Source organism: Bradyrhizobium sp. CCBAU 11361 (assembly GCF_028128935.1).
Lineage (GTDB): Bacteria > Pseudomonadota > Alphaproteobacteria > Rhizobiales > Xanthobacteraceae > Bradyrhizobium > Bradyrhizobium niftali.
In genome coordinates, this window is sequence record NZ_LBJZ01000185.1 from 106,838 (window position 1) to 128,892 (window position 22,055).

Genomic DNA, 22,055 nt, shown 5'->3' on the forward strand with positions numbered 1-22,055 from the left:
CATCCACCGACGCTGTAGCCCGATGGATTCCGGGTTCTCGCTTCGCGAGCCCCGGAATGACGACGGAGAGGATCTTATTCCGCCGCCATGCCGGCGCGGATTTCGGCGCGGAGCTCGTCGATCAGCTTGAGACCCTTCTTGGTCTCGACGTGCCAGAAGGTCCAGCCGTTGCAAGCCTGCGCCCCCTGCGCCACGGCGCCGATGCGGTGGATCGAGCCGACCTTGTCGCCCAGCATGATGGCGCCGTCGGCGCGAACCAGTGCGCCGAGCTTCTTCTTGGCGTCGAACAGCTTCGTGCCGGGCATGATCATGCCGCGCTCGATCAGTTCGGAGAACGCGACCCGCGGCGCCTCGCGCGCGGTCATGAACGGGGCGAGGCTTTCCTCAGGCAGCGGCTCGACCGCGGCGATGCGGGCCTCGGCGGCCTTGGCATAGGTCTTGTCGCGCTCGAAGCCGATATAGGAGCGGCCGAGGCGCTTGGCGACGGCGCCGGTGGTGCCGGTGCCGTTGAAGGGGTCGATCACGAGGTCGCCGGGTTTCGACGACGACAGCAGCACGCGCGCGAGCAGGCCTTCCGGCTTCTGCGTCGGGTGCACTTTCTTGCCGTCGGCGCCCTTGAGGCGCTCCTCGCCGGTGCAGAGCGGGATCAGCCAGTCGGAACGCGCCTGCACGTCCTCGTTCGCGGCCTTCAGCGCTTCGTAGTTGAACGTGTAGCCCTTGGCCTTCTCGTCGCGCGCGGCCCAGATCATGGTCTCGTGCGCGTTGGTGAAGCGGCGGCCGCGGAAGTTCGGCATCGGGTTGGTCTTGCGCCAGACGATGTCGTTCAGGAGCCAGAAGCCGAGGTCCTGCATGATCGCGCCGACGCGGAAGATGTTGTGATAGGAGCCGATCACCCAGATCGTCGCCGACGGCTTCATCGCGCGGCGGGCGGCAAGCAGCCAGGCGCGGGTGAAATCGTCATAGGCGGAGAATGAATCGAACTTGTCCCAGTCGTCGTTGACGGCATCGACATGGGATTCGTCGGGGCGCTTGAGATCGCCCTTGAGCTGGAGATTGTACGGCGGATCTGCGAACACCAGATCGACCGAACCAGCCTGAAGCTTCGACATCTCGGCGACGCAATCACCGAGGATGATGCGATGCGACGAAGACTCAAAATTTGTGCGGGGCGCCCTTGCAGACGCCCCGCGACGCGACACTACCATGACTCAAGAACTCTGACTCAGGCGACGCTGTCGGCGACGCGGGACCAAACAACCGACTGGCCGTTACATTGAAGGCGCAAAGTAAAAATCGACTTAATCCGCCGCTTTCGTGTGCAGGCCTTGCATCGCGCGTCGTGCGTGGTTCGCTATTCGCATTCGCCGAGTTTTACAGTGTATTTCGCGTTTCTTCGCGCTGCGGGAGCAGCTGGAGCCGCGAAACGACTCCAAATTTCTCTCGGAAAAAATTGCTCAACCCTCGGAAAAAATTGCTGGCATCGGCATGCTGTCGCACTAGGCAATAATTGCCGAGCGGGATATTGATAAAGGCAACGGAAATTTTACGTATGTGGCGCGTTGAACTTTGGCGCATTTGCGCCCCAATTGACGCCATCAAGGACTGAGGGAAGCCACCATGCGCTACGATGATTTCCGCCGCAGCGACGACATCGAGGATCGTCGCGACGATGGTGGTGGCGGCGGCGGTGGAGGCGGCGGGTTCGGCCTGCCCATGGGCGGCGGCGGGCTCGGCATCGGCACTATCATCGTGCTCGGCCTGATCGGCTATGCCTTCGGCATCGATCCGCGCATCCTGATCGGCGGCGCCGAGATCCTCACCGGCGGCAACCAGGCGCCGACCTACCAGACCGACCGCCAGTCGACGTCGGCCAAGCGCGGCGCGCCGACCGACGAGATGGGCAGCATGATCTCCGGCATCCTCGGTGAGATCGACGACCGCTGGAGCGAGATCTTCCAGGCCAGCGGCCAGTCCTACACCGGTCCGAAGATCGTGCTGTTCCGCAACGCCACCAATGGCGGCCGCTGCGGCATGGCGCAGTCGGCGATGGGCCCGTTCTACTGTCCGCCGGATCGCACCATCTTCCTCGACACCGGTTTCTTCCGCGAGGTCGAGACGCGCTTCCGCGGCTGCTCCGGCAAGTCGGCGTGCAATTTCACCACCGCCTACATCATCGCGCATGAAGCCGGCCATCACATCCAGAACCTGCTCGGCATCATTCCGCGCGTGACGCGGCTTCAGCAGCAGGCCGGCAGCAAGGCCGAGGCCAACGCGCTCCAGGTGAAGGTGGAGTTGCAGGCGGACTGCCTGTCCGGCGTCTGGGTCAACCGCGAGGCGAAGAAGCGTCCGAACTTCCTGGAAGCCGGCGATATCGACGCGGCGCTGACCACAGCGAGCGCGATCGGCGACGACACGCTGCAGCGCCAGGCCACGGGACGCGTCGTGCCCGATTCCTTCACCCACGGCTCGGCCGCGCAGCGCAAGCAATGGTTCATGACCGGCTACCAGCAGGGCACGGTGCAGGCCTGCAACACGTTCGGCGGCGGGTCGTAGTACACTGGACTTTGTGCCTCGGACCTAGCGCAGCGCGAACTATGATGCGCAATTGCGCAACCGGGAATGCAGTAGTAGTGGCGTCATCCTGAGGTGCTCGCCTCTTGGCGAGCCTCGAAGGATGACGTGCCCCCGGCCCATCCTTCGAGGCGCGCACCTCAGGATGACGGCGGTGGCTGGGGAAACAGGAGTGAAGTCGTGGCCTCCATCGACGAAGCAAAACAGTTCATCCCGCTGAACATCGCGGTGCTGACCGTCTCCGACACGCGCGCGCTCGCCGACGACAAGTCCGGCCAGACGCTCGCCGACCGCCTCACCGGTGCGGGCCATCATCTTGCGGCGCGCGAGATCGTCACCGACGACGTCGAGGCGATCCGCGCCGTCATCCGCCGCTGGATTGCGGATGCCGGCGTCGACGTCGTCATCACCACCGGCGGCACCGGCTTCACCGGGCGCGACGTCACGCCGGAGGCGATCGAGCCCTTGTTCGAGAAGCGCATGGACGGCTTCTCGATCGCATTCCACCTGCTGAGCCACGCCAAGATCGGTACCTCGACGATCCAGAGCCGCGCCACCGCGGGCGTTGCCGGCGCGACCTACATCTTCTGCCTGCCGGGTTCGCCCGGCGCCTGCCGCGACGGCTGGGACGGCATTCTCGCCGCCCAGCTCGACTACCGTACGCGCCCCTGCAATTTCGTCGAGATCATGCCGCGCCTCGACGAGCATCTGCGCCGGCCGAAGGCGCAGGGCGCGACGGTGTAGCTTTATCTTTCTTCTCCCCTCATGTCCGCCGAAGCCTTGGCGAAGGCGGATGCGGGAGAAGGTGGCGCGAAGCGCCGGATGAGGGGTATTTATCCGCGGACACCAGTGCTCGTTGAGACAACCCCTCACCCAACTGAGCCCGCGTCTACCGGCGTCGCAGCCCTCTCCCGCAAGGGGAGAGGGCATAATCATGCGCATCGCGCCCGCAGCGAAATCAGAGATCCCGCTCCCAGGTCTCGCCTACCAGATCCACCCCGAAGCTGTGGTGCTTCTCTTCCTTCACGAGCTTGAAGCCCACATTTTGATAGATGCCGCGCGCGGCGAGCAGGATGCTCTGCGTCCACAGCGTCATCTTGCTGTAACCCCTCTCGCGAGCGCCCTGGATGCACTGCTCGACCAGCGCGCGGCCGACACCGAGCCCCCGCGCTTTCTTCTCCACCTGCAACAGGCGAAGCTTGGCGATCTCGTCCGTGGCCTTGACCAGAAAGATCGAGCCGATCGGCTCTCCACCGGCTTCCGCGATCCAGCAATGTTCGCGTGCGGCGTCATAGTTCTTGATGAACTGCGCGCAGATCTCGGCGACCAGCGCCTCGTAGCTGATGTCCCAGTTGTAGTCCGCGGCATAGGCGGCGGCTTGCTTGGAGATGACCCAGCCCATGTCGCCGACGCGATGGCTGCGCAGCATGAAGGCCGCAGGCTGGCTTCGACGTGGATCCAGCACAGCCTCGATGGTCGCCATGGCCTGCGTGAGCCGCGTTGCATCGCCGGCTGAAAGCCGAGCCAGCATCGCGGCGACCTCATTTTGCGAGCTCAGGTTCAGCTTGGCGAAGGTCTGGCGGCCCTTGGCGGTGAGGCTGAGCTGGTATTGCCTGCGATCTGCGGGCAGGGGCCTTCGCGTGATCAGCCCCTTTTCGTCGAAGCTCTGGACGATGCGGCTGAGATAGCCGGGGTCGAGACCAAGCTCGATTCCGATCTCTTTCGCCGCCAGATCGTCGCGGTGCGCGAGTTCATAGAGCACCCGGGCCTCGCTGAGGGAAAACGGGCTTTGCCCAAGGTGCTGGTCGAGCACGCCGAGCTTGCGGGTATAGAAGCGGTTGAAGGCGCGGACCGCCGCGATGTGGTCGTCTGTCCCGTCAAATGCCATGGGTCACCTCGATACTTGCCATTGTCAAATAATTATTTGACGCTGGCAAGTATTTGGTGGCGTCAGCCGACCATGACGATCCGGCTGCGCAGCATGGTCCGGGACGAGCGGCCGAGCCGCCGCAGCAGCCGCGCCTCGGAGCGGCGGGCCTGGGGCGGGTAGCCACCGATCCGGTCGTAATGGTCGCGCGCGATCAAGAGTCCCTGATCGCCGAGCGGGCCGACCAGCTTGCGGGCCACGGCGCGGAGCACGTCGCGGAATCCAGTATCGGTGTACGGCGAGCGGGCATAGCGGAACACTGCCGCCCGGTCCCGGCCGCTGCTCGCGACGGCCTGGATGAACTGGGTGGTCTCATCGATCCAGCCGGTTTCCAGCACGGCGCCTGCGGGCAGGAACATCAGCCAGGGCGAGCGGGCCTGGAGCGCGCCGGCGGCGAGCGCCGCGCCCTGCGAGGATCCCTCGTAGCCGATGAAACGGCAGCCGGCGACGTCGGCCACGCGCTCGATGACGCCGTTGCGGGTGCCGTCGACCAGGAGCACTTCGCGGATGACGCCCGCGGCGGCACCGGGGACCAGCGCGGCCAGAGTTGCAACCGCCGTCTGCTCGACGCCCTCGGTCGGAATGATGACGCTCAGCATGATTGAGGCTTCGATGTCCGCACTTCGGGAGAAGCGTAACTTGTTATGATGTTGTCATAAACACGCGGCAATGCCGAGTGCAACTTTTCGGCGGGGCTTCGCTGTTCGATGGTAAACTGCCGGAGCTAACCTGACAGCGCCATCGCATCCAAAGATGTTCCGCGCGAGGTGGCAATATTGCCGAATATTTCGGCGCAATTTCGCCTTGACCGTATTAATCCGGAGCGAGACGACGCCCGGGAACGGGAAAAGCAGGCAATCCACGGTGCTGGAGAGAGCTTCGCATGACCGCCGATCAACTCGCCGTTAGCGCGCCGTCAACATCTCCCAGGCCGGCCGCCGCGCCGACCTTGCGGATCCGGGCGCTGATGCTGGGCGACCGCATCAATGCCTCGGGCCTCGAGCTCGGCGCGCTGGTGTCGTCGACGCCGGCCGCCTTCCGCGTCCATGCCGGCCTTGCCGTGATCTTCCGCTACGGTGTCGTGGTGCTGATCGGCCTTTTGCCTTCGGAGGAGAAGGTGCTGATCGACGGCCTGAAGCCGCGTGTGATCGGCGAATTCAGCCCCTATGAGGAGGAGACCGCGCAGGCGCAGCTCTGCAACGACGAGAGCGCCGAGGCGATCCAGCCGGGCGGGCCGATCTGCCTCGCCAAATTCTCCGACGACCGGCTGCTTCTGGTCGCCGACGCGCTCGCCAAGAGCACGTCGCTGGCACGCGACGAACGGCGTGTCGCGGCGGTGTTCGACGTCATCGAGCCGTTCGCGCGCGAGCTCGCCGAGCGCGGCCGCACGCCGCGCCGGCGCAGGGCCATTCTGCAACTGATCGGCAACGCGCTGCTGGTGCAGCAGCGCGTTGCGGGCCGCGTCGCGGTTGCCGAGAAGCCCGATGTGCTCTGGGAGAAGCCCGAGCTCGACCGCCTCTATGCCCGCCTCGAAGACGAGTACGAATTGAAGGAGCGTCTGGACACGCTCGAGCGCAAGCTCACCGCCGTATCCGAGACCGCCAATGCGCTGACCGACATCATCGACACCCAGCGCTCGCTGCGCCTCGAGATCGCCGTGGTGGTGCTGATCCTGATCGAGGTCGCGATCGGGTGTATCCAGATATGGTCGGGGACGCATTGAGAGCGAGCTGCGCATTGCAGTGCCCTCTCCCCTTGCGGGAGAGGGCAGCACCGCTGGTCGACGCGGGCTGACTGGGTGAGGGGTCTGCTTCCGCATACTCGAATCGTGCGTTGTGACACGCGCTGTCGCCGCATTCTTCGTCATTGCGAGCGAAGCGAAGCAATCCAGAATCCCGCCGCAGAACCAGTCTGGATTGCTTCGCTTCGCTCGCAATGACGGGTTGGCTGACATCGCGCGTTAATCAAATTAGCTCTTCATCGCTTGCAGCACCTCCGCGCAATGCCGCGCGATCGTTAGTTCCTCATTCGTTGGGATGACGAACACGTCGATAGCACTCTCGCCGCCGCTGATGCGCTCGCGTCCCTCATCATTCGCGACGGCATCGATGCGCACGCCGAGCCAGGCGAGGCGCTCACCGATCGCGCCGCGGATCTCCTTCGCATGCTCGCCGATGCCGCCGGTGAAGATCAGGCAGTCCAGCCCGCCAAGCGTGGTCGCCATCATCGCGATCTCCTGCGCCGCGCGGAAGGTGAAGAGATCGACCGCCTCCCGTGCTGCAGCCTCGCGGCTTGCGAGCAGCGTGCGCATGTCCGCGGAGAGGCCGGAAACGCCGAGCAGGCCTGACTCGTGATAGAGCAGGTGCTGGACATCCTCGACGGACATTCTCTCGTGCTGTTGCAGATAGAGCAGCACGCCGGGGTCGATCGTGCCGCTTCGCGTGCCCATCACGAGGCCGTCGAGCGGCGTCAGTCCCATCGTGGTGTCGACGCTGCGGCCGTTGCGGAGTGCGCAGAGGCTTGCGCCATTGCCGAGATGCGCGATAACGGTGCGCCTCGCGACGAGCTCCGGCGCGATTCCGGCGAGGCGGCCCGCGACATATTCGAACGACAGCCCGTGAAAGCCGTAGCGCCGGATGCTCTGCTGTTCATAGCGCCTCGGAATCGCGAAGCGGCTCGCAGGCGGTGCAAGTCCGTGATGGAAGGCGGTGTCGAAGCAAGCGATCTGTGTCAGCGCGCGGCGGATCGCGGAGAGGGTGCGGATCGGCGCGAGGCAGCGCGGCTGGTGCAGCGGGGCCAGCGGCGTCAGCGCCTCGAGCTTTGCGTAGACATCGTCGGTCAATTCGACCGGACCTGAATGATCCGGCCCGCCGTGGACGATGCGGTGGCCGGCCGCGCGCAAGCTGTCTTGTCCGAACCGGTCGTCGATGAAGGCGAGCACGTCGGCGAACAGATGACCGCCGTCGGCATCGGTCTCGTCCCGCCGCTTCTCGAACAGATCTTCGCCCGCAGGGCCTTTCACGACGAGCCGGGGCTTGGCCTCGTGCTCGTCGAGCAGGCCCTTGCAGAGCAGCGCAGGCTCGGCCGCCGAGATCTCGAACAGGCCGAACTTGATGCTCGAGGAGCCCGAGTTGAGGACGAGAACCGCCTCGAACGCCGGCATGGCGTCAGCCCGGCTTGCCCGGCCAGACCCAGTCGCGGATCTCGGGCATGTCCTCGCCGTGCTCGCGCACGTAACGTGAGTGTTCGATCAGCTTGTCGCGGAGCTGCTGCTTCACCTGCGCGGCTCTGGTCGCAAGCCCCGGCACGCGTTCGATCGCCTCGATCGCGAGATGGTAGCGGTCGAGCTCGTTGAGCACGACCATGTCGAACGGCGTCGTCGTGGTGCCTTCCTCGGCGAAGCCGCGCACATGCAGGCCGGCATGGTTGGTGCGGTTATAGGTCAGCCGGTGGATCAGATGGGGATAGCCGTGATAGGCGAAGATCACCGGCTTGTCGCGCGTGAACAGGCCGTCGAAGTCGCGATGGGACAGGCCGTGCGGGTGCTGATCCTGCGGCTGCAGCGTCATCAGGTCGACGACGTTGACGACGCGGATCTTCAGATCCGGCAGCGCCTTGCGCAGGAGGTCGACGGCGGCAAGCGTCTCCAATGTCGGCACGTCGCCGGCACAGGCCATCACCAGATCGGGCTCGGCGCCCGCGTCTTCCGTGCCCGCCCAGGCCCAGATGCCGATGCCGGCATCGCAATGCGTGGCGGCGTCCTGCATCGACAGCCATTGCGGCGACGGCTGCTTGCCGGCGACGATCACGTTGATGCGGTTGTACGTCCGCAGGCAATGATCGGCGATCCACAGCAGCGTGTTGGCATCGGGCGGGAAGTAGATGCGGACGATGTCGGCCTTCTTGTTGGCGACGAGATCGACGAAGCCGGGATCCTGATGGCTGAAGCCATTATGGTCCTGGCGCCAGACATGCGAGGTCAGCAGATAATTGAGCGAGGCGATCGGACGGCGCCACGGCAGGTGCCGCGTCACCTTCAGCCATTTGGCGTGCTGGTTGAACATGGAATCCACGATGTGGATGAAGGCCTCGTAGCAGGAGAAGAAGCCGTGACGGCCGGTGAGCAGATAGCCTTCGAGCCAGCCTTGGCAGAGATGCTCGCTCAACACCTCCATCACGCGGCCGTCCTGCGCGAGATGCACGTCGTAGGGTTCGGTCGGTTCCATCCAGACCCGTTCGGTCGCCTCGAACACCGCGTCGAGACGGTTTGACGCCGTCTCGTCCGGACCCATGATGCGGAAATTGCGCTCTTGCGCATTGAGCCGGATGACGTCGCGCAAGAATTTGCCGAGCTCGCGCGTCGCTTCTCCCGTGACGGCACCGGGCTGCGGCACTTCGACGGCAAAGCTGCGATAGTCCGGCAGCTTCAGCTCCTTCTTCAGCACCCCGCCATTGGCATGCGGATTGGCGCCCATGCGGCGATTGCCCTCGGGCGCCAGCGCCTGGAGCTCGGCGATGAGCGCACCGCTCGCGTCGAACAGTTTTTCCGGCTCGTAGCTGCGCATCCAGTCTTCGAGCACCTTCAGATGCGCCGGGTTCTCGCGGCAGCTTGCGACCGGCACCTGATGCGCGCGCCAAAAACCTTCGACCTTCTTGCCGTCGACTTCCTTCGGTCCGGTCCAGCCCTTCGGGCTGCGCAGCACGATCATCGGCCAGCGGGGCCGCTCGACCTTTCTGCGCCCGTCGCGGGCGTGCCGCTGGATCGAGCGGATGCTGGCGAATGCGACGTCGAGCGCGTCCGCCATGATCCGGTGCATCAATCTGGGATCATCGCCCTCGACGAACAGCGGCTCGTGGCCGAACCCGTGGAACAGATTGCGGATCTCGCCGTCGGACATCCGCCCGAGCACGGTCGGGCTCGCGATCTTGTAGCCGTTGAGATGCAGGATCGGCAGCACCGCGCCGTCATGGGCGGGATTCAGGAACTTGTTCGAGTGCCAGGACGCCGCGAGCGGGCCGGTCTCGGCCTCGCCGTCGCCGACGACGCAGGCGACGATCAGGTCGGGATTGTCCAGCGCCGCGCCGTAGGCATGCACCAGCGCGTAGCCGAGCTCGCCGCCCTCGTGGATCGAGCCCGGCGTCTCCGGCGCCGCGTGGCTCGGAATGCCGCCGGGGAAGGAGAACTGCCTGAACAGCTTGCGCAATCCGTCCTTATCGCGCGCGATATCAGGATAGATCTCGCTGTAGCTGCCCTCGAGATAGGTGTTGGCGACCATGCCCGGCCCGCCGTGACCGGGACCGCAGACATAGAGCACGTTGATATCAAGCGCGCGGATGACGCGGTTGAGGTGGGCGTAGATGAAGTTCAAACCGGGCGTTGTGCCCCAATGGCCGAGCAAACGCGGCTTGATGTGCTCGGGCCGCAACGGCTCGCGCAGCAGGGGGTTGTCGAGCAGGTAGATCTGCCCGACGGAGAGGTAGTTGGCGGCGCGCCAGTACCGATCGAGGAGATCGAGGTCGCTGCTCGCGGCGGCCGATTGTTGTTGATTTGTCATGTTCCTGCCGACCTTCACCCGGGATCGTCACCAACTGAGTTCCGGCGCGATCGATCCTTGGCGGCATCAAACGAGATCGTGGTGAGGGCGGTGTTGCGTGAGGTCAAAGGCAGGCGCCCGAAGTTTGGGCGCTTCTACTCTGCATGGGGTTGTTTTCACGTTTTTAGTTCTTGTTCTTGATTTGTTCTTTCGGCGTGCTATCTTGGCTTCATGAGTCCAGCATCCTCTCATGCTCTCAAGCACCCGCCGGTCACGGCGCCCTCCGAGCCGGCGGGTGCGCCTTCTGATTTCCCCGAGCTCGCTGTCGCCATCGACAAGCAGCGCAGGCGAGGGCGGGGCGCGCAATCCAACGCCAGCGGCCGCTATGAGGCCGAGGCACGCGTCGCCTTCGACGATGGCTGGCAGAGCCTGGAAGAGCTGCCGCCATTCAAGACCACGGTCGCGGTCGACACCTCGCGCAAGGTGATCACCCGCAACGATTCCCCCGATATCGGCTTCGACCGCTCGATCAATCCCTATCGCGGCTGCGAGCACGGCTGTGTCTACTGCTTCGCGCGGCCGACCCATGCCTATCTCGGCCTGTCGCCGGGGCTCGACTTCGAGACAAAACTGTTCATCAAACCGGAGGCCCCGGCGCTGCTGGAGAAGGAGCTCGCAGCAGCAGGCTATGAGCCGCGGATGATCGCGATCGGCACCAACACCGATCCCTACCAGCCGATCGAGCGCGAGCGCAAAATCATGCGCGGCATCCTGGAGGTGCTGGAGCGCGCCGGTCATCCCGTCGGCATCGTCACCAAATCGGCGCTGGTGGTGCGTGACATCGACATTCTCTCGCGCATGGCCAAGCGCAACCTCGCCAAGGTCGCGATCTCGGTGACCTCGCTCGATCCGAAGCTGGCGCGCACCATGGAGCCGCGCGCCTCGACGCCGCCGAAGCGGCTGGAGGCGCTGAAGCAGCTCTCCGACGCCGGCATTCCCACCACCGTGATGGTCGCGCCCGTGATCCCCGCGCTGAACGATTCCGAGATCGAGCGTATTCTCGATGCGGCCGCCCATGCCGGCGTCAAGGAAGCCTCCTACGTGCTGCTGCGGCTGCCGCTGGAGGTGCGCGATCTCTTCCGCGAATGGCTGATGGCGAACTATCCGGACCGCTATCGCCACGTCTTCACGCTGATCCGCGACATGCGCGGCGGGCGCGACTACGACGCGAAATGGGGCGAGCGCATGAAGGGCACCGGCCCGATGGCCTGGACCATCGGCCGCCGCTTCGAGATCGCCTGCGAGAGGCTCGGGCTCAACAAGCGTCGTGCAAGACTGACGATGGATCACTTTGCGCGGCCGAAGCGGAACGGCGATCAGCTCAGCCTGTTCTGATCGGGAAGCGGAAGAGGCGTAACATGGAACTCCCGGTCCCGGTGCCGCGGCTTACCGTCATCACACTGGGTGTGAGCGACATTCGTGCCAGCATCGCCTTTTATGATGCCCTCGGCTTTTCGCGCCGGCTGAAGGCGACCGGCGAGGCCGTCGCCTTCTACGATACCGGCGGTCCGGTGCTTGCCCTGTTTCACTGGGACCAGCTCGCGGCCGACGCGGCCTTGCCTGATAAGCCGAGGCCGACGACCTTCCGCGGCATCACGCTCGCCTGGAACTGCCGCGCGCGTGAGGAGGTCGATGCGGTGCTGGCTTTCGCCGTCAGCAAGGGAGCAAGGCTGCTGAAGGCCGCGCATGAGACCGACTACGGCGGTTATTCCGGCTATTTCGCCGACCCCGACGGCCATCCCTGGGAAGTCGTGGTTGCGCCCGGCATCGAGGTCGGCGAGGACCGGCGGGTGCATCTGGCCGAGTAGGTCGCTCACCTGAATAACGGGAATTGCGAGGGGTTCCCGGTTGCGCTGGGCAGGCCGCTTGCGCACGATCCCGGCCATGATTCGGGACAAGTCCGCCAAGACGTCGGCCAAAGCTGCGCCCAAGAAGGACGCTGCGAACAAGGCAGCACCTGCAAAGGCTGGAAAGGCCTTGGCAGCCAAGCCTTCGACCGGCAAGAGCGCGGGCCCGAAAGGCGTCATCGCCGTCGCGCCGCCGAGCTTCCGCCGCGAGCGGGCGCTGATCAAGCGCGGCATCTGGCCGGTCGCGGGCTGCGACGAGGCTGGCCGCGGGCCGCTCGCAGGTCCCGTGGTGGCGGCGGCAGTGATTCTCGACCCCGACCGCATTCCGCGCGGCATCGACGATTCCAAGCGCCTGACGGCGGAGCAGCGCGAGAAGCTGTTCGACAAGATCTGCGCCACAGCGCAGGTCTCGGTCGCCGTCGCCTCGCCCGCCCGGATCGATCGCGACAACATCCTGCGCGCCTCGCTGTGGGCGCTGAAGCGCGCGGTGGTGGCGCTGCCCGAGGCGCCCCGCCACGTCTTCGTCGACGGCCGCGACCGGCTCGATACGGCGTGCGACTGCGAGGCCGTGATCGGCGGCGACGGCATCGTGCTGTCGATCGCGGCGGCCTCGATCGTCGCCAAGGTGACGCGCGACCGGTTGATGTGCGCGCTGGCGCAGGACTGCCCGGGCTACGGCTTCGAGCAGCACAAGGGCTATGGCGTCCCCGAGCATCTCGACGCGCTGAACCGCCTCGGCCCGACCGTCCACCACCGCAGCTTCTTCGCCCCCGTCGCCGCCGCTCGCGCCAAGCACATGCCCTGGACGGTGGAGCCGGTGCAGGACCTGTTTTCGCTGACCGAGGTTGGAGCGCAGGTGGAAGCGAGCGTCGAGGTCGACGCGTCGGCGAATCTCTAGGGTCTAGTCCCGCAACCTCCACATCGTCATGGCCGGGCATAGCCGTCCGAAGGACGGCGTCGCTTCCGCTCGCCTATGACCCGGCCATCCACGTCTTTGCCGCGGTACGAAAGAACGTGGATGCCCGGGACAAGCCCGGGCATGACGAGCAGAGGGTCGTTGCCACGACGCGCAGCACCCTTTATCAAAACACTCGTGAGCGAATAGGGCCGGCTGGACGGGTTGGCTGCATCTTTCGGGCGTTGCATGCGGTTTACCTCCCTGGTCATCGAGCTCATTCGCGCCCGGCCGCGGCTGATCGTGTGGATCGCCGTGCTGCTCCAGGCCGCGATGTGGCTGTTCGTGGCGCTGGTGTTCTATCGCAGCCCGCCCGGCACCCTTGCGACCCTCCTGGCCTTCGGCAGGGAATACCAGGTCGGCACCGATCTCGGCCCGCCGCTGCCGGTCTGGCTCGCCGACATCGCCTATCGCGCTGCCGGCGGCCATATGTTCGGCGTCTATGTCCTCGCCCAGCTCTGCGAGGTCGCGACCTTCATCGCGCTCTATCATCTCTCCCGCGCCGTGGTCGGCTCACAGCAGGCCGTGCTCGCCGTGCTGCTGACCATGACGGTGCTGGCCTTCTCCTCGCCCGCGCTCGATTTCGGCCCGCTGGTGCTGGCGCGGCCGCTGTGGGCACTGCTGCTGCTGCATTCCTGGCAGATCATCGGCCAGCGCCGCGGCAACGCCTGGTTCGCCTGGTCGATCGAGGCGGGCCTCTTGCTGCTGACGACGCCCGCGGCGGTCTTCCTGCTCCTGCTGCTCGTCGTCTTCGCGGTCGCGACCGCCGGCGGCCGCCGCACGCTGCGCGCGCTCGATCCGCTGTTCGCGCTGATCGTCGTCGCCGTGCTGGCGCTGCCCTATGCGGTCTGGCTGATGCGCGCCGAGACGCTTGTCCTGCCGACCCTGCCTGCGGTCGCCGAGCTGAGCGCCCGCGCGATCCACGCGGTCTGGCTGCTCGGCGGGCTCGTGCTCGGGGCCGCGGCGATCCCGGCGCTGACCTTTCTCAATAGCGGCCTGTTCGTCGCCAAGGGCGAGGAAGCGCCGATCATCTACCGGCCGCCGGTCGAGCCGCTCGCGCACAACTTCGTCTATTTCTTCGCGCTGGCGCCTGCGCTCGGCGCGGTGCTGATCTCCGGCCTGCTCGGGCTCGATGCCGTCGTCGGCGGCGCCGGCGTCGTGCTGGTCATGTCGGGACTTGCCGTGGTGGTGGCGGCCGGCGACCTCATCGCGATGCGCCGCGCGCGGATGTTGCGGACGGTGTGGGCCGCCGCCGTCGTGGCGCCCGCCGCCGGCGTCGTGCTCGCCGTGCTGTTCCTGCCCTGGACCGGCGCCAATGAGATCGCGACCTCGATGCCGGCGCGCGCGATCTCGGACTTCTTCGACGACAGCTTTGCCCGCCGCACCAACCATCGCCTGCGCGCGGTGGCCGGCGAGACCCAGCTTGCGAGCCTCATCGCGCTGCATTCCGGCCGCCCGCATCTGTTCATCGATGCCGAGCCCGCGCGCACGCCGTGGATCAATCCGGCCAAGTTCAGCGAGACCGGCGGCGTCGTGGTCTGGCGCGCCTCCGACACCGCGGGCACGCCGCCGCCGGACATCCTCAAGCGCTTCCCGGGCATCGTGCCGGAAGTGCCGCGCGCCTTCGAATGGCTGGTGACCGGCCGCCAGCAGCTGCTGCGGATCGGCTGGGCCATCGTGCGCCCGAAGGGGGCGTAACGACAGACGCCGTCATTCCGGGGCTCGCGAAGCGAGAGCCCGGAATCCATCGAGCGGCAGAGTTGGTGGATGAATGGATTCCGGGTTCGCGGCTTTGCCGCGCCCCGGAATGACGGTGTATGCGGTTACACCGTGCTTTGCCCCAGCACCTTTGCGATCGCCCGCAGATCCTGCCAGGCCAGCCGCTTGTAGGACGGCGAGCGAAGCAGATAGGCCGGGTGGAAGGTCGGCAGCGCGCGGATGGTGCGCTGTCCGGTCTCATAGTCGAACCAGCGCCCGCGGGTGCGCATGATGCCTTCGCGCGTCGACAGCAGCGTCTGCGTCGAGGGATTGCCGAGCGTCACCAGCACGTCGGGGTTCACCAGCTCGATCTGGCGCTGGATGAAGGGCAGGCACACTTGCGTCTCCTGCGGCGTCGGCGTGCGGTTGCCGGGCGGGCGCCACGGAATCACGTTGGCGATGTAGGCCGTGGTGCGGTTGAGGCCTATGGCTCCTATCATCAAATCGAGCAGCTTGCCGCTGCGCCCGACGAAAGGCAGTCCCTCGATGTCCTCGTCGCGGCCCGGCGCCTCGCCGACGAACATGATGCGCGCCTGCGGATTGCCGTCGGCGAACACGAGCCTTGTTGCGGTGTGCTTCAGCGCACAGCCCTCGAAGCCCTGCATCAACTTACGCAAGGCCTCCAGTGTCGGCGCGGTGCGCGCAGCCTCGCGTGCCGAGGCGATCGCGACGTCGGGGGCGGGTGCGGCCTCGCCGCGGATCACCGTGGGCGCAGCGGCCGGCCGCGGCGCCTCGACCGGCGCTGCTGCGCGCGGGAGCGGAGGCGGAGCGTCCATTTCCGCCAGGCGGTCTATCGGCTCCTCCGCGAGCGCGCAGTCGACACCGGCCTCCAGATAGAAGGCGAGAAGCTCTCGGACGGTGGGGGCGGGTTCGGGGATCATGGGAAAGTCAGACTTTTATATCAGTTCGGGGCGCCTTGCATCCCACCGGAACGCATTTCCGTGGTTGTCCTACCCGGAAAAATCGGAAACAAGAGGGCGCAAACGACCGAGGACCGTCTCAAGGGCTGAGATCAGATGAGCACCGAAGAACTTCCCCCGCGCGAATCCATGGAATTCGACGTCGTCATCGTCGGCGCCGGCCCCTCGGGCCTGTCGGCCGCGATCCGGCTGAAGCAGCTCAACGCCGATCTCAACGTCGTCGTGGTGGAGAAGGGCTCCGAGGTCGGTGCGCATATTCTCTCCGGCGCCGTGATCGACCCGGCCGGGCTCGACAAGCTCGTTCCCGACTGGCGCGAGGATTCCGACTGCCCGCTGAAGACGCAGGTCAAGGACGACCGCTTCTACTGGATGACGGGCGGCGGTGCGATCAAGCTGCCGAACTTCATGATGCCGCCGCTGATGGACAACCATCACTGCTATATCGGCTCGCTCGGCAATGTCTGCCGCTGGCTGGCGCGCAAGGCAGAGGCGCTCGGGGTCGAGATCTATCCGGGCTTCGCCGCAGCCGAGGTGCTCTATGACGAGGAGGGCAAGGTCAGGGGCATCGCCACCGGCGACATGGGCGTCGGCCGCGACGGCAAGCCAAAGGACTCCTTTACCCGTGGCATGGAATTGCTCGGCAAGTACACGTTGTTTGCCGAAGGCGCCCGCGGCAGCCTGACCAAGCAGCTCATTGCGAAGTTCGCGCTCGACTCCAAGAGCGAGCCGGCGAAGTTCGGCATCGGCCTGAAGGAAGTCTGGCAGATCGATCCCGCCAAGCACCAGAAGGGCATGATCCAGCATTCGTTCGGCTGGCCGCTCGACCTGAAGACCGGCGGTGGCTCGTTCCTCTATCACTACGACGACAATCTCGTCGCCGTCGGCTTCGTCGTGCATCTGAACTACGACGATCCCTATCTGTCGCCGTTCGACGAGTTCCAGCGCTTCAAGACCCATCCGTCGATCCGCGGAACCTTCGAAGGCGGCAAGCGGCTCGCTTATGGGGCGCGCGCCATCACCGAAGGCGGCTACCAGTCGGTGCCGAAACTGAGCTTCCCCGGCGGCGCGCTGATCGGCTGCGCGGCCGGCTTCGTCAACGTCCCGCGTATCAAGGGCGTTCACAATGCGATGGGCACCGGCATGCTGGCCGCCGAGCACGTCGCGGCGGCGCTTGCGGCCGATCGCGCCAATGACGAGATCGCCGAGTACGAGAACGCGTGGCGTTCCTCCTCCGTGGGCAAGGACCTGTTCCTGGTCCGCAACGTCAAGCCGCTGTGGTCGAAGTTCGGCACCGTGCTCGGCGTCGCGCTCGGCGGCTTCGACATGTGGTGCAACACGCTGTTCGGCGCATCGCTGTTCGGCACCCAGTCGCATTCCAAGCCCGATCGCGCGACGCTCGATCCGGCCAAGAGCCACGCGCCGAAGAACTACCCCAAGCCGGACGGCAAGATTTCGTTCGACAAGCTGTCGTCGGTATTCCTGTCCAACACCAATCACGAGGAGGACCAGCCGGTCCATCTCAGGGTTGCCGACATGAACCTCCAGAAGACCTCCGAGCACGACGTGTTCGCCGGTCCCTCGAATCGCTATTGCCCCGCCGGCGTCTACGAATGGGTCGAGGAGGGCGCGGGCCCGCGCTTCCAGATCAACGCCCAGAACTGCGTCCACTGCAAAACCTGCGATGTGAAGGACCCCAACGGCAACATCACCTGGGTTCCGCCGGAGGGCGGCGGCGGCCCGAACTACGAGGCGATGTAAAGGCGGGCCAATCAGCGCGGACTCGGTCACAAAGGGTGATCTGCCGCACGTTCGCGTGAGAACCGGGCCGCGGCCACCTGTCGCGGCCACGATAAGGCCATAGTGGCGGCGTCTTGGGGCGCTCTTGTCCGATTTGGGGCGTTCGGAGGCGATCGCCCGGTCCGAATCCTTGCGGTAAACCGCCAAAAGCGGCATTGTCCGACCCGACGGTTCCGGGTCACGATGCCACCGGCCGCGTTCGCATGCGAGACGGCTTTCTGCTGCAAACCCAGGCACTACCAACTCAAGGCGAGCCCTGATGTTTTCAATTCGTTTCAACCGCTGGACTGTTGCCGCCATCGCCCTCATGGGCACAGCGATCGCGACGGTCCCCGGCAGGGTCCTGGCGCAGACGCCGGATCACCCGTCCGATACGGCGGCGCAGTTTCCGACCCGGAACGATCTGAAGTCGCTCACGACCTCCGGCAGCTATCTCGCCGCCCGCCACGCCAGCGTCGAGCGCGACGCGGCCTCGGCCGCCGCCTTCTACCGCTCGGCGCTCCGCACCGATCCGAAGAACAACGAGCTGCTCGACCGTGCCTTCATCTCCTCGGTCGCCGACGGCGACATCGACGAGGCGGTCAAGCTCGCCGAGCGCATCCTCACCATCGACAAGACCAACCGCGTCGCGCGCCTCGTCGTCGGTGTGCATGATCTGAAGCTGAAGAAGTACGCGACCGCGCAGACCAACATCAACCAGTCGATCCGCGGACCCATCACCGATCTCGTCGCCACGCTGCTGTCGGGCTGGGCGGCCTATGGCGCCGGCGATTCCAAGGGTGCTGTCGCCACCATCGACAAGCTGGCCGGCCCGGAATGGTATCCGCTGTTCAAGGATCTCCACGCCGGCATGATCCTCGAGCTCGCCGGCAAGGAGAAGGACGCCGGCACGCGCTTCGAGCGCGCCTACAAGCTCGACGATTCCATGCTGCGCGTCACCGAGGCCTATGCGCGCTGGCTGTCGCGCAACAAGGATTCCGCCGCCGCGACCACCGTCTACCAGGCCTTCGACAAGAAGCTCGCCCGCCATCCGCTGATCGTGGAAGGCCTGCGCGACACCAAGGCCGGCAAGAAGCTGCCGCCGCTGGTCGATTCCGCGCAGGCCGGCGCTGCCGAGGCGCTCTACGGCATCGGCGCGACGCTGACCCGCCGCGGCGGCGAAGATCTGGCGCTGGTCTATCTCCAGCTCTCGCTCTACCTCCAGCCGACCCATCCGCTGGCGCTGCTCTCGCTCGCCGATCTCTATGAATCGGTGAAGCGGCCGCAGATGGCGATCAAGGTCTATGAGCGCGTGCCGTCGACCTCGCCGCTGAAGCGCAACGCGCAGATCCAGCTCGCCATCGATCTGGATTCCGCGGACCGCACCGACGAGGCGATCAAGATCCTCAAGGGCGTCACCACTGAGGATTCCAAGGATCTCGAAGCCATCATGGCGCTCGGCAACATCGAGCGCGGCCGCAAGAAGTTCGGCGACTGCGGCGCGACCTATTCGCAGGGCGTCGACGTGCTGCCGGCCGGCAACGACAAGGCCAACAGCGTCTGGTACTATTATCGCGGCATCTGCGAGGAGCGCTCCAAGCAGTGGGGCAAGGCCGAAGCCGACATGAAGAAGGCGCTCGAGCTGCAGCCCGACCAGCCGCATGTCCTCAACTATCTCGGCTATTCCTGGATCGACCAGGGCGTGAATCTCGACGAAGGCATGAAGATGATCAAGCGCGCCGTCGAGCAGCGTCCCGACGACGGCTACATCGTCGATTCGCTTGGCTGGGCTTACTACCGCATCGGCAACTACGAAGAGGCGGTGAAGAACCTCGAGCGCGCGATCGATCTCAAGCCCGAGGATCCCACCATCAACGATCACCTTGGCGATGCCTATTGGCGCGTCGGCCGCACGCTGGAAGCCAAATTCCAGTGGTCGCACGCCCGCGATCTCAAGCCCGAGCCGGATGAGCTTCCGAAGATCGAGGCCAAGATCGCCAACGGCCTGACCGACGACAATTCGAACTCTTCGGCCGCGCAGGCGGAGAAGAGGAAGGACGACGGCAAGGGCGGCTAAGCTGAGTGAAGTTGGGGGCGTGTCGCCGATGCCGGCGTTGATTGAAGAGGGGCGCGCGAAGGTCAATCTGAGCCTTCGCGTGGTCGGCCGTCGTGCCGACGGTTATCATGATCTCGAAAGCGTGGTCGCCTTCGCCGACTGCGCCGATCGTTTGACGCTGGAGCCGGGCGGCGAGCTGAAGCTCGCCACCACCGGGCCTCTGGCCGCAGCGTGCGGCGATACCGCCGACAATCTCGTGTTCAAGGCGGCCAAGCTTCTGGCCGAGGCCGTGCCGAACCTGAAGCTGGGCGCCTTTGCGCTCGACAAGGTGCTGCCCGTCGCGGCCGGCATCGGCGGCGGCTCGGCGGATGCAGCGGCAGCGCTGCGCCTGCTGGCGCGGCTCAACAACCTGTCGCTCGATGATCCCCACCTCCAGAAGGTTGCGCTCGCAACCGGCGCCGACGTGCCGGTGTGCCTGCTCTCGCGCGCCTGCGACATGACCGGCGTCGGCGAGCAGCTGCTGCCGCTCGCGCTGCCGAGCATGCCCTGCGTGATGGTCAACCCGCGCGTGCCGGTGGCGACCAAGGACGTGTTCCAGGCGCTGGGCCTGCGCAACGGCGAACTGCTGGTCGGCGCCACCTCCGTCCTCGGAGCTCCGGCCTGGCCGGAGGAGGGCGCCTCGATCGCCGACTGGGTCGAGGTTCTCGAAACCGTCGCCAACGACCTCGAAGCCCCCGCGATGCGCATCGAACCTGTCATCGGCGAGGTGCTGGAGGCGCTCCGTGACTCCGCCGGCGTCAAGCTCGCCCGCATGTCCGGCTCGGGCGCGACCTGCTTTGCGATCTATGGCGCGGCAACCGAGGCCCATGCTGCCGCGGAAAGGATCCGGCGCGATCACCCCGGCTGGTGGGTGCATGCGGGCACGTTGAGCTAGGTATTTCTCCGGCGACACTGCCGTAGCCCGGTTGGAGCGAAGCGCAATGCGGGATGGTTCGGCTGCGGCGGTCCCGGATTACGCTACGCTCCATCCGGGCTACGACACCTGCCTTCACGGATGCTGCGTAGCCCGGATGAGCGTAGCGCAATCCGGGATTCGCGCTTGCGGCTTCCCGCATGTCGCTGCGCTCATGCGGGCTACGGGTCCGAGCTAGCCGCTGCAATCCTCAGGCAGCCCGAGAAACCTTCTGATCTCACCCAACACCTCTTGCGGCTTGTCATGCTGCAGCCAGTGCCCCGCGCCGGCGATGGTCTCGACACGCGCCTGCGGGAAGTAGCGCGCCAGGCCTGCCGCTCTGGACCCGCCGAGAAAGCTTTCGCCGGCATTCAGCAGCAGCGTCGGGCAGGCGATGCGCGACCAGAGTTCGACGTGATCGTCCGGCCAGAGCCGATGCGGCGCGGAGGCGCGCTGGTAGGGATCGAACTTCCAGCTATAGGTACCGTCCTCGTTCTGCCGCGCGCCGTGCGTCGCAAGATGCAGCGCGAGGTCGCGGGACAGCCGCTTGTTGTGAAGCACCATCTGCGCGGCGGCATCCTCGAGGGTCGAATAGCGGCGCGGCGTGCGGTCGTGCAGCTTGTCGAGCTGGCCGACCCATTTGCTGATGCGCTCATGCGCCGGCGGCTTTGGTGCATCCGGCAGCATGGTCACGCCGTCGAGCACGACCAGCTTCGTGACCTGCTCGGGGAACGATCCCGAAAAGATCAGGCTCACCATGCCGCCCATCGAATGACCGACGAGAGTCACTTGAGGCGCTGCGACGCCGCGGACGAGCTGGGCGAGGTCGTACACATATTCCGTCAGCGCGTAGCTGCCGCCTTTGGTCCACTCGGAATCGCCGTGGCCGCGCAGGTCGGGCGCCAGCACGTGAAAATGCGGTTGCAGCGATCTGGCGATGACGTCCCAGCTGCGGCAATGATCGCGGCCGCCGTGGACCAGGATAAGGGGCGGCGCGCCCTCGTTGCCCCAATCGGCATAATGCAGCCGCAGGCCGTGAGACTCGTAGAAACGGCTTTGCGGGGCGCTAGCCATTTGCCGGCCGCCGCGCCAGCGCGAGCGAGAGACCGAGGCCCGCGATGAAGACGCCGGAGCCCTGGGTGAGACGCCGCATCAGATGCGGCCGTCCGATCAGTTGCGTGCGCGTCGCGGACGCCATCAGCACCACGACGACATCGGCGAGCGTGTTCAGCGTCACCGAGATCGCGCCGAGCACGGTGAATTGCAGCGTGGGGTTCGATCCCGCGGGATCGAGGAATTGCGGAATGAAGGCGAGGAAGAACGCGGCGGTCTTGGGGTTCAGCGCCTCGACCAGCACGCCGTCGCGGAACGCGTGCTTGTCGCCGGTGGGCGCGCCCTCCAATGACAGCGCGCGGCCGGCGCTGCGAAAAGTCTTGATGCCGAGCCAGACCAGATAGAGCGCGCCGACGAATTTGACGGCGGCAAACAGCTCGGCGCTGGCGAGAATGATGGCGGAGATACCGAGACTGCCGGCCACCACATGAACCAGCCCGCCGAGCGCCGTGCCCGCGGTCGAGGCAAAGCCGCTGCCGCGCCCCTCGGACAAGGTCCGCGCCGCGACGTAGAAAATGCCGGGACCTGGAATGGCGGCAATGAGACATGCCGCGGCAAGGAACAGCCAGAAATTCGTGTCGGTCAT

18 protein-coding genes are annotated in these 22,055 nt (G+C 66.0%); 10 read left to right on the plus strand and 8 right to left on the minus strand.

The window, feature by feature from the left end; all coding sequences use genetic code 11:
- Nucleotides 1-74 precede the first annotated feature (74 nt).
- Entirely contained in the window at nt 75-1,205 is a 1,131-nt protein-coding gene (locus XI08_RS26595) for a site-specific DNA-methyltransferase (protein ID WP_271576618.1), read from the minus strand.
- Nucleotides 1,206-1,617: 412 nt separating this feature from the next.
- Here XI08_RS26595 and ypfJ point away from each other — a divergent pair, with 412 nt between their 5' ends.
- Complete coding sequence (ypfJ, locus tag XI08_RS26600) at nt 1,618-2,553, plus strand: KPN_02809 family neutral zinc metallopeptidase (RefSeq protein WP_271576619.1); 936 nt, start codon at nt 1,618-1,620, stop codon at nt 2,551-2,553.
- Between the two features lie 198 nt (nt 2,554-2,751).
- Complete coding sequence (gene moaB / locus XI08_RS26605) at nt 2,752-3,315, plus strand: molybdenum cofactor biosynthesis protein B (RefSeq protein WP_092187696.1); 564 nt, start codon at nt 2,752-2,754, stop codon at nt 3,313-3,315.
- A 214-nt stretch (nt 3,316-3,529) separates the two neighbouring features.
- On the opposite strand, the gene XI08_RS26610 is transcribed toward moaB, so the two are convergent.
- Together XI08_RS26610 and XI08_RS26615 are read right to left on the minus strand one after the other, a co-directional pair.
- Nucleotides 3,530-4,459, minus strand: a complete 930-nt coding sequence (locus tag XI08_RS26610) for a bifunctional helix-turn-helix transcriptional regulator/GNAT family N-acetyltransferase (RefSeq protein WP_271576620.1) — start codon at nt 4,457-4,459, stop codon at nt 3,530-3,532.
- 62 nt (nt 4,460-4,521) lie between these two features.
- Nucleotides 4,522-5,097, minus strand: coding sequence for a glycosyl transferase (locus XI08_RS26615; RefSeq protein ID WP_271576621.1), 576 nt, complete (start codon nt 5,095-5,097; stop codon nt 4,522-4,524).
- 284 nt (nt 5,098-5,381) lie between these two features.
- Between XI08_RS26615 and XI08_RS26620 the strand changes: the two genes are divergently transcribed.
- Entirely contained in the window at nt 5,382-6,221 is an 840-nt protein-coding gene (locus XI08_RS26620; RefSeq protein ID WP_271576622.1) for an RMD1 family protein, read from the plus strand.
- 246 nt (nt 6,222-6,467) lie between these two features.
- On the opposite strand, the gene XI08_RS26625 is transcribed toward XI08_RS26620, so the two are convergent.
- The gene (locus XI08_RS26625) at nt 6,468-7,661 is read right to left on the minus strand and encodes an acetate/propionate family kinase (protein ID WP_271576623.1); all 1,194 of its coding nucleotides are present in this window, start codon (nt 7,659-7,661) and stop codon (nt 6,468-6,470) included.
- Nucleotides 7,662-7,665: 4 nt separating this feature from the next.
- On the minus strand, nt 7,666-10,053 hold the full coding sequence (locus tag XI08_RS26630; protein WP_271576624.1) for a phosphoketolase family protein: 2,388 nt from the start codon (nt 10,051-10,053) through the stop codon (nt 7,666-7,668).
- Nucleotides 10,054-10,263: 210 nt separating this feature from the next.
- Here XI08_RS26630 and XI08_RS26635 point away from each other — a divergent pair, with 210 nt between their 5' ends.
- From XI08_RS26635 to XI08_RS26650, 4 genes are all read left to right on the plus strand, one after another.
- A complete protein-coding gene (locus XI08_RS26635; RefSeq protein ID WP_271576625.1) occupies nt 10,264-11,427 on the plus strand; it encodes a PA0069 family radical SAM protein in 1,164 nt (387 codons plus the stop codon).
- Nucleotides 11,428-11,450: 23 nt separating this feature from the next.
- The gene (locus XI08_RS26640) at nt 11,451-11,900 is read left to right on the plus strand and encodes a VOC family protein (RefSeq protein ID WP_271576626.1); all 450 of its coding nucleotides are present in this window, start codon (nt 11,451-11,453) and stop codon (nt 11,898-11,900) included.
- Between the two features lie 76 nt (nt 11,901-11,976).
- Nucleotides 11,977-12,837 (plus strand): ribonuclease HII, encoded by an 861-nt coding sequence (locus XI08_RS26645; protein WP_271576627.1) that lies wholly within the window; start codon nt 11,977-11,979, stop codon nt 12,835-12,837.
- A gap of 246 nt (nt 12,838-13,083) precedes the next feature.
- The gene (locus tag XI08_RS26650) at nt 13,084-14,592 is read left to right on the plus strand and encodes a glycosyltransferase family 39 protein (protein WP_271576628.1); all 1,509 of its coding nucleotides are present in this window, start codon (nt 13,084-13,086) and stop codon (nt 14,590-14,592) included.
- Nucleotides 14,593-14,717: 125 nt separating this feature from the next.
- On the opposite strand, the gene XI08_RS26655 is transcribed toward XI08_RS26650, so the two are convergent.
- A complete protein-coding gene (locus XI08_RS26655; RefSeq protein ID WP_271576629.1) occupies nt 14,718-15,533 on the minus strand; it encodes a uracil-DNA glycosylase in 816 nt (271 codons plus the stop codon).
- 135 nt (nt 15,534-15,668) lie between these two features.
- Here XI08_RS26655 and XI08_RS26660 point away from each other — a divergent pair, with 135 nt between their 5' ends.
- From XI08_RS26660 to XI08_RS26670, 3 genes are all read left to right on the plus strand, one after another.
- Complete coding sequence (locus tag XI08_RS26660) at nt 15,669-17,330, plus strand: electron transfer flavoprotein-ubiquinone oxidoreductase (RefSeq protein ID WP_271576630.1); 1,662 nt, start codon at nt 15,669-15,671, stop codon at nt 17,328-17,330.
- A gap of 298 nt (nt 17,331-17,628) precedes the next feature.
- Complete coding sequence (locus tag XI08_RS26665) at nt 17,629-19,425, plus strand: tetratricopeptide repeat protein (protein ID WP_271576631.1); 1,797 nt, start codon at nt 17,629-17,631, stop codon at nt 19,423-19,425.
- A 28-nt stretch (nt 19,426-19,453) separates the two neighbouring features.
- The gene (locus XI08_RS26670) at nt 19,454-20,338 is read left to right on the plus strand and encodes a 4-(cytidine 5'-diphospho)-2-C-methyl-D-erythritol kinase (protein WP_271576632.1); all 885 of its coding nucleotides are present in this window, start codon (nt 19,454-19,456) and stop codon (nt 20,336-20,338) included.
- A gap of 213 nt (nt 20,339-20,551) precedes the next feature.
- Here the strand turns inward: XI08_RS26670 and XI08_RS26675 are convergent, their stop codons facing one another.
- Nucleotides 20,552-21,430 (minus strand): alpha/beta fold hydrolase, encoded by an 879-nt coding sequence (locus tag XI08_RS26675; protein ID WP_271576633.1) that lies wholly within the window; start codon nt 21,428-21,430, stop codon nt 20,552-20,554.
- A complete protein-coding gene (locus tag XI08_RS26680) occupies nt 21,423-22,055 on the minus strand; it encodes a LysE family translocator (protein ID WP_271576634.1) in 633 nt (210 codons plus the stop codon). Before XI08_RS26680 ends, XI08_RS26675 begins: the two co-directional genes overlap by 8 nt.